Origin of the sequence: Nonomuraea sp. NPDC048916 (genome assembly GCF_040649575.1) — a bacterium.
GTDB lineage: Bacteria > Actinomycetota > Actinomycetes > Streptosporangiales > Streptosporangiaceae > Nonomuraea.
Genome location: NZ_JBEZFS010000053.1, coordinates 37,039 through 44,742, shown reverse-complemented (window position 1 = coordinate 44,742; position 7,704 = coordinate 37,039). Strand labels below are relative to the sequence as shown.

The following is a 7,704-nucleotide window of genomic DNA, read 5'->3' as shown; positions in this document are numbered from 1 at the left end:
CCCCCCCCCCCCCCCCCCCCCCCCCCCCCCCCCCCCCCCGTCCGCCCGGGAGCGCCCCGGGCAGGCCGGGCCTGAGGAGCCCGCGGTCAGCTGAACTCGGCGAGGGTGCGCTCGGCCTCCTCAAGCCATGAGCGGCGGGCCGCCAGGGCCTCCTCGGCCTCCTTGACGTCCTTGGCGCGGCCGGCGGCCTCGGCCTTGGCCAGCCGCTTCTCCAGCTGCTCGATGGAGGTGCGCAGCTGGTCGACCGTGCTCTGGGCGCGGGCGCGAGCCTCGGGGTTGGACCGCTTCCACTCGTTCTCCTCCGCCTTGCGCACGGCGTCGTCCACCTTGCGCAGCCCGCCCTCGAGCCGGTCGCGCTGCTCGCGCGGCACGGGGCCGGCGGCCTCCCAGCGCTCGACGAGGTGGCGGAGCGCCGACCTGGCGGTGCGCACGTCGGTGACCGGCAGGATCTTCTCGGCCTCCGCCAGCAGCTGCTCCTTGACCTCGGCGTTGGCCGCGAGCGAGGCGTCACGTTCGGCGAACACCGCGGAACGCGCCTGGAAGAACTGGTCCTGCGCGCCCTTGAAACGGGCCCACAGCTCGTCCTCCGCCTCGCGTGAGGCCCGGCCGGCGCTCTTCCAGCGCTGCATCAGGTCGCGGTAGACGGCCGCCGTGGCGGCCCAGTCGGTGGAGCCGGACATCGCCTCGGCCTCCTCGACGATGCGCTCCTTGGCCGCGCGCACGCCCTCGCGCTGCTCGTCGAGGCCCGCGAAGTAGACCTTGCGCCGCTTGGCGAAGGCGGTGCGGGCGGCCGAGAGCCGCTTCCACAGCCCGGCCTCGGTGACCCGGTCGATGCGGTCGGCGGCCTTCCACTCCTCGACCAGCTGGCGCAGGCGTTCGCCGCCCGACTTCCAGTGGGTGGTCTCGTCGGCGATGCGCTCGGCCTCGGCGACGATGCGCTCCTTGATCGCCCTGGCCTCGGCGCGAGCCTGCTCGCGGGCCGCCTTGACCTCCTCGCGGCGGTGCGCGACCAGCTCCGACAGCCCGTCGAGGCGGGCGGTCAGCGCGGCGAGGTCGCCGATGGCGTGGGCGTCGGCGACCGCTTCGCGCAGCTTGGCGATGCTGGCCTCGGCCTGTGCCGGAGCCAGGTCGGTGCCCTTGACCCGCTGTTCGAGCAGCGCGACCTGGCCGGCCAGCTCGTCGTACTTGCGATGGAAGTACGCCAGCGCCTCCTCGGGTTCACCGGCCTGCCAGGAGCCGACGGCCCGCTCTCCCTCAGCCGTACGCACGTAGACGGTGCCGTCGTCGTCTACCCGGCCCCACGGGTCGGTGCTCACCGTGTCCTCCCGCACTTTCCATCAGACCCTTCGGGACTACTCGTCCCTAGTTTGTATTACGTCAGCTCTTGCCGGCGATTGTCACGTCTTTGATTTCGATGGTTTCCTTGGGTGCTCCGGTGCCGTCGCCCGCATCGCCTAGGACGCCCGCCTTGTTGACCTTGTCCAGGATGTCGAGTCCCTTGGTGATCGTACCCACCGGGGTGTAGTCCGGCGTGAGACCGATGTCGCCGTACACCAGGAAGAACTGGCTGCCGGTGGTGCCCGGGGCCTGCGTCTTGGCCATCGCCATCACACCGCGCTTGTAGGTCGCGCCCTCCAGGTTCTCCTCGGCCATGACGTAGCCGGGGCCGCCCGAGCCGTCCATGCTCTTGCCGTCGGCCTTGGCCGAGGGGTCGCCGCACTGCAGCATCGGGAACTTGTCGTTGCCCAGGCGGTGGCACTTGCTGCCGTCGTAGTATTTCTTGCCCGCCAGGAACTGCAGTGAGTTGACCGTGCAGGGCGCCTTGGCGTTGTCGAGCTTGACCACGATGTCGCCCAGGTTGGTCTTGAGCGTCATGGTCTTCGTGGCGGGCGTGAGCTTCACCTTCGCCGGCGGCATGCCCACGTCCTTGACGTTGCCGCCCGCCGTGTCGGCGACGTAGCCGCAGGTGCCCGTGCCGGCGTCGTAGGGCTTGGGCTGCGCGGCGGGCGACGCCGAGGCGGTCTCCTGCGCCGGCTGCGTGGGCGTCGCCGCGGCCTCGCTTTTGGTGTCGCCGCCGCCCATGAGCGCGACCGCGGTCACGATCCCGCCCACCACGACCACGACTCCCACGGTGGAGCCGATGATCGCGTTGCGCTTGGCGCGCTGCTCGCGCTCGACGCGGCGCTGGATCTGCCGCTCGTAGTGCTCACGTGCCAGCTGCTTCTGCCGGTCCTTCCCCGTGGCCACCGCTTTGCCTCCCATAGTCAATCAACTGAGGTGGGCGAATCGTATCGGCCAATGGGTAATGATTCGCAGCCCGGCGACCCGCACCGGTACCCTTCGGTTACATTCCCATTGGCTTTTTTGACGAGATCAGCTGAGGCAGATGCTCATCGCAGGCTTTCCCGCAGGGGCCTTCCAGACCAATTGTTACGTCGTCGCGCCCGCTCCGGGCGAGGAGTGCGTGATCATCGACCCTGGTCAGGACGCCGTCGACGGAGTCGACGAGCTGCTGCGCGAGCACCGGCTGAAGCCGGTCGCGGTGCTGCTCACCCACGGTCACCTCGACCACGTCTGGTCGGTGGCGCCGGTCTGCGGCGCGCGTGACGTGCCCGCCTGGATCCACCCCGACGACCGCCACCTGCTGAGCGATCCGGCGGCCGGCCTGTCGCCGGGCACCACGCAGCTGTTCGGCGGCCTCACGCTGACCGAGCCCGACGACGTCAGGGAGCTGTCCGACGGGGCCGACCTGCGGCTGGCGGGCCTCGAGTTCGTGGTCGACCACACACCCGGCCATACCAGGGGGTCGGTGAGCTTCCGGGTGCCCGACGACGAGATCCTCTTCTCGGGCGACCTGTTGTTCGCCGGCTCCATCGGCCGCACCGACCTGCCGGGCGGCGACTATCCGACGATCCTGCGCAGCCTGGCCTCCAAGTGCCTGCCGCTGCCTGACGATACGGTCGTCCTGCCGGGCCACGGACCACAGACCACGATCGGCCGCGAGCGCGCCACCAACCCTTATCTCAAGGAGGCCGCGCCGCACGCCGGTCCCACACGAGGGATCTAATGAGTTTCCAAGCACCCAAGGGCACCTTCGACTGGCTGCCCCCTCGCTCCGAGCAGGTTCTCGCGGTCCGCGAGGCCCTCGCCGCCCCGGCGCGGCTGGCGGGCTACGGCTATGTCGAGACGCCCGTGTTCGAGGACACCCAGCTGTTCGCCAGGGGCGTAGGCGAGTCGACCGACATCGTCTCCAAGGAGATGTACACCTTTCCCGACAAGGCGGGCCGCTCGCTGACGCTGCGCCCCGAGGGCACGGCCTCGGTCGTGCGCGCGGTGCTGCAGCACGGCCTGCACAACGGCCAGCTGCCGGTCAAGGTGTGGTACTCCGGCAGTCAGTTTCGCTACGAACGCGCCCAGAAAGGGCGCTATCGCCACTTCTGGCAGGTCGGAGCCGAGGCGCTGGGCTCCGAGGACCCGGCGCTCGACGCCGAGCTGATCCTCCTCGCCGCGCAGGGCTACTCCTCGCTCGGCCTGACGGGTGTCCGGCTGCTGCTCAACTCGCTCGGCGACAAGACGTGCCGGCCCGCCTACCGCGCCGCGCTGCAGGGCTTCCTGCGCGGCCTCGACCTCGACGACGACACCAGGGCCCGGGTCGAGATCAACCCGTTGCGGGTGCTCGACGACAAGCGGCCCGAGGTGCAGGCCCAGCTGACCGGCGCGCCCCTGGTCGTCGACCACCTGTGCCCGGCCTGCAAGGCCTACCAGGAGGAGGTCCGGTCGCTGCTGACCGCCACGGGCGTCGTGTTCGAGGACGATCCCCGGCTGGTGCGCGGGCTCGACTACTACACCCGCACCACGTTCGAGTTCGTGCACGACGGGCTCGGCTCGCAGTCCGCCGTCGGCGGCGGCGGCCGCTACGACGGGCTGAGCGAGATGCTCGGCGGCCCGCCGCTGCCCAGCGTCGGCTGGGCGCTCGGAGTCGACCGCACCTACCTCGCCATGGAGGCCGAGGGCCTGCTCACCGACTCCGCGGAGCGTCGTGTCCAGGTGTACGGTGTCCCGCTGGGCGACGACGCGCGCCGGCGCATGTTCCTGCTCCTGAACGAGCTGCGCCAGGCCGGCATCAGCGCCGACATGGCCTTCGGCGGCAAGGGCCTGAAGGGCGCCATGAAGGGGGCCGACCGCTCGGGTGCCCGGTTCGCGCTGATCCTGGGCGAGCGTGATCTGGCCGCGCGGGCCGTACAACTGAAAGACCTGACCACCGCTGAGCAGACCGAGGTGCCGCTGGCCCAGGTCGCCGACATTCTGAAGGGGAAAGTGCAGTGATCCGCACGCATACGGCAGGGTCGCTCCGAGAGGAGCACGCCGGGCAGCAGGTGACGCTCGCGGGATGGGTGGCCCGGCGCCGTGATCACGGTGGCGTGGTCTTCATCGACCTACGCGACGCCTCCGGCTCGGCGCAGGTGGTCTTCCGCGAGGAGGACCACGCCCACGACCTGCGCGCCGAATACTGCGTGAAGGTGACCGGCGAGGTCAGGGTCAGGCCCGAGGGCAACGCCAACCCCGACCTGCCCACCGGCGCGATCGAGGTCGTGGCCGACACGGTCGAGGTGCTCAGCGAGTCGGCGCCGCTGCCCTTCCCGATCGAGGGCAACGTGGACGTGTCCGAGGAGGCCAGGCTCAAATACCGCTACCTCGACATCCGCCGCCAGCAGGTCGCCCAGTCGCTGCGGATCCGCTCCAAGGCCACCTACCTCGCCAACGAGGTGATGAACGAGCTCGGCTTCGTCTACGTCGACACGCCGACGATGACCCGGTCCACGCCCGAGGGCGCCCGTGACTTCCTGGTGCCCGTGCGGCTGCAGCCCGGCAGCTGGTACGCCCTGCCGCAGTCGCCGCAGCTGTTCAAGCAACTGCTGCAGGTGGGCGGCCTCGAGCGCTACTACCAGCTGGCCCGGTGCTACCGCGACGAGGACCTGCGCGCCGACCGGCAGCCGGAGTTCACCCAGATCGACGTCGAGATGTCCTTCGTCGACCAGGAGGACGTCATCGCGGTCGGCGAGAAGCTGATCGAGCGGCTCTGGCGCGACGTCCTCGGCGTCGAGATCCCGATGCCGCTGCCGCGCATGACCTACGCCGACGCGATGGCCCGCTACGGCTCCGACAAGCCCGACCTGCGCTTCGGCCAGGAGCTCGTCGAGATGACCGGCTACTTCGCCGGCACCTCGTTCCGGGTGTTCCAGGCCGACTACGTGGGCGCGGTCGTCATGCCCGAGGGGGCCTCGCAGACCCGCAAGGAGCTCGACGGCTGGCAGGAGTGGGCGCGCTCGCGCGGCGCCAGGGGCCTGGCCTACGTGCTCGTGCAGGAGGACGGCACCCTCGGCGGCCCGGTCGCCAAGAACCTGTCGGAGGAGGAGCTGTCCGGCCTGGCCGAGTTCGTGCGGGCGAAGCCGGGTGACGCGATCTTCTTCGCCGCGGGGGGCCGCAAGGCCTCCAGCGAGCTGCTGGGAGCCGCCCGGCTGGAGATCGGCCGCCGCCGCGGGCTGATCGACGAGTCCCAGTGGTCGTTCCTGTGGATCGTCGACGCGCCCATGTTCGAAGAGGACGGCGAGGGCGGCTGGACGGCCGTGCACCACCCGTTCACCGGCCCCAAGCCCGAGTGGGCCGACACCTTCCAGGATCACCCGGGTGAGGCCCTGGCCTACGCCTACGACATGGTCTGCAACGGCATGGAGATCGGCGGCGGCTCGATCCGGATCCACCGCGCCGAGATGCAGCAGCGCGTCTTCGACGTGCTCGGCATCTCCAAGGAGGAGGCGGAGAGCAAGTTCGGCTTCCTGCTGGAGGCGTTCAAGTACGGCCCGCCCCCGCACGGAGGCATCGCCTACGGCTGGGACCGCATCTGCATGCTGCTGTCCGGCGGCGAGTCGATCCGCGACGTGATCGCCTTCCCCAAGACGGCCTCGGGCTACGACCCGCTCACCGGTGCCCCGACGCCCATCACGGCCGAGCAGCGCAAGGAGGCGGGCGTCGACGCCCAGCCCAAGGCAGAGGCCTAGCCTCCGCCTCCGCCCCACGGAGCCGACACGACGGCCGCCTCCCCTCGGGCAGGCGGCCGTCGTCATGCGCGGGCGGTCAGCGGAGCGTGACCTGCTTGATGATGATGGGGTTCTTCGGCGCGGTGGAGCCGCCGTCGCCCGTGATGTCGTCGTCGTTGACGATGACGCCGTCCTTGGCCACCTTCTCGATGATCTCCAGGCCCGACCGCACCATGCCGAGCACCGAGAACTGCGGCTCGATCTGCGCGTTCTCGTCCGACAGTGAGATGGCGAACTGGCTGCTGTTCTGGCCGGCCGCGTCCTGCGGCTGCGTGAGGAACACCACGCCGCGCGTGTAGGGGACCGCGCCGACGGCCTCGTCGCGGAAGACGTAGCCCGCGGTGCCCTGGCCGTCGGTCGGGTTCTTGCCGTCGGCCTTGGCCTTCGGGTCGCCGCACTGCAGCAGGAACAGCCCCGACACTTCGGGCGTCACCAGCCGGTGGCACTTGGTGTTGTTGTAGAAGTTCTTCTTGGCCAGGAAGGCCATCGAGTTGACCGAGCACGGCGTCACGGCGGGGTCGACGTCGATGACGATGTTGCCGTGGTTGGTGGCGATGGTCATCGTCTTCAGCCTCATGTTGGGCTTCGCACCCGGCATGCCCACGTACTTCATCGGGACATCGGAGGTGTCCCGCTTGTAGGTGCAGCTGACCGGGCCGGTCTTGGTGGGGGTGGCGGACGGTTCCAGCTCTCCCAGGACCGATGCCGAAGCGGAGGGCGAGGGCGAGGGCGAGCTCTCGGCCGCCACGGGCGAGCTCGAGTCCCTGTTGACCAGCGTGGTCGCGGCGTAGATGCCGCCGGCCACCACGACGACGGCCAGCCCCGCGCCGATGAAGGTGTTCCGCCTGGACTTGGCGGACTGCTCGGCCGCACGCTGCGCCTGCCGCTCCTTGTGCTCGCGCGCCAGCTCGCTCTGGCGGTCGTCGGCGCTCACGGGTATGTCCTCCAGTTTTGCCTACACATGACCAAACAACTCCGCGAATGCTACCGGCCCTTGAATGTGCTGGACGTAAGTGACGAAAACCGGTCAGTGGTGCGGGAGGGCCGTGAATGTGTGTGGCGGACCGCGAACCATATCGTGCGCGCAGACGTAGTTGAAATGAGAACTAAGGAGCATCTGCCATGTTCGACGAGATCTTCGGTCTGCCCGCACATCCGCTGATCATCCACTTCGCCGTCGTGCTGACGCCGCTGCTCGCCGCCGTCGCCGTCGCGTACGCGCTGCTGCCCCGCCGGCGTCCGGTGCTGGCGTGGGCGGTGGTGCTGCTCTCCCTGGCCGCGCCCGCGGCTGTCTTCGCGGCCAGGGAGAGCGGCGAAGCGCTCCGGCGGGCCCGCTTCGCCACCGCGGACGGCGTGCTGGGCGAACGGATCGCGACCCACCAGAGCTTCGCGACCCCGCTGCTGCTGTCCGTGGCCGGGCTGTCGGCCGCCGCGCTGGTGCTGGTCTACGGCACCACGTCCTCGCGGGACTCGGTCGGCGACAGGTTCGGCCGCGCGGCCACCATCGCCGTGTCGGCTGTGACGGTGGCCATCGCCGCCGTCGTCGGCTACTACGTCTTCCGCGCCGGAGACTCGGGAGCGAGAGCGGTGTGGGCCGTGTAATCTC

General features: G+C 70.2%; 7 protein-coding genes. 4 read left to right on the top strand and 3 right to left on the bottom strand.

Annotation, left to right across the window (positions count from 1 at the left end; all coding sequences use genetic code 11):
* Positions 1 to 86: 86 nt before the first annotated feature.
* Positions 87 to 1,316 (bottom strand): DUF349 domain-containing protein, encoded by a 1,230-nt coding sequence (locus AB0C16_RS36375; protein ID WP_357690021.1) that lies wholly within the window; start codon positions 1,314 to 1,316, stop codon positions 87 to 89.
* Between the two features lie 61 nt (positions 1,317 to 1,377).
* Entirely contained in the window at positions 1,378 to 2,247 is an 870-nt protein-coding gene (locus tag AB0C16_RS36370; protein ID WP_357690019.1) for a peptidylprolyl isomerase, read from the bottom strand.
* Between the two features lie 139 nt (positions 2,248 to 2,386).
* Between AB0C16_RS36370 and AB0C16_RS36365 the strand changes: the two genes are divergently transcribed.
* The 3 genes from AB0C16_RS36365 to aspS are packed head-to-tail and all read left to right on the top strand — an operon-like array spanning position 2,387 to position 6,059.
* Entirely contained in the window at positions 2,387 to 3,067 is a 681-nt protein-coding gene (locus AB0C16_RS36365) for an MBL fold metallo-hydrolase (RefSeq protein WP_357690017.1), read from the top strand.
* Positions 3,067 to 4,326, top strand: coding sequence for a histidine--tRNA ligase (hisS, locus tag AB0C16_RS36360; protein ID WP_357690015.1), 1,260 nt, complete (start codon positions 3,067 to 3,069; stop codon positions 4,324 to 4,326). The genes AB0C16_RS36365 and hisS overlap by 1 nt, the downstream gene beginning before the upstream one ends.
* A complete protein-coding gene (gene aspS / locus AB0C16_RS36355; RefSeq protein WP_357690013.1) occupies positions 4,323 to 6,059 on the top strand; it encodes an aspartate--tRNA ligase in 1,737 nt (578 codons plus the stop codon). The genes hisS and aspS overlap by 4 nt, the downstream gene beginning before the upstream one ends.
* Before the next feature lie 76 nt (positions 6,060 to 6,135).
* Here the strand turns inward: aspS and AB0C16_RS36350 are convergent, their stop codons facing one another.
* Positions 6,136 to 7,032 (bottom strand): peptidylprolyl isomerase, encoded by an 897-nt coding sequence (locus AB0C16_RS36350; RefSeq protein WP_357690011.1) that lies wholly within the window; start codon positions 7,030 to 7,032, stop codon positions 6,136 to 6,138.
* Between the two features lie 188 nt (positions 7,033 to 7,220).
* Between AB0C16_RS36350 and AB0C16_RS36345 the strand changes: the two genes are divergently transcribed.
* A complete protein-coding gene (locus tag AB0C16_RS36345; RefSeq protein WP_357690009.1) occupies positions 7,221 to 7,700 on the top strand; it encodes a hypothetical protein in 480 nt (159 codons plus the stop codon).
* The last annotated feature ends 4 nt before the right edge of the window (positions 7,701 to 7,704 follow it).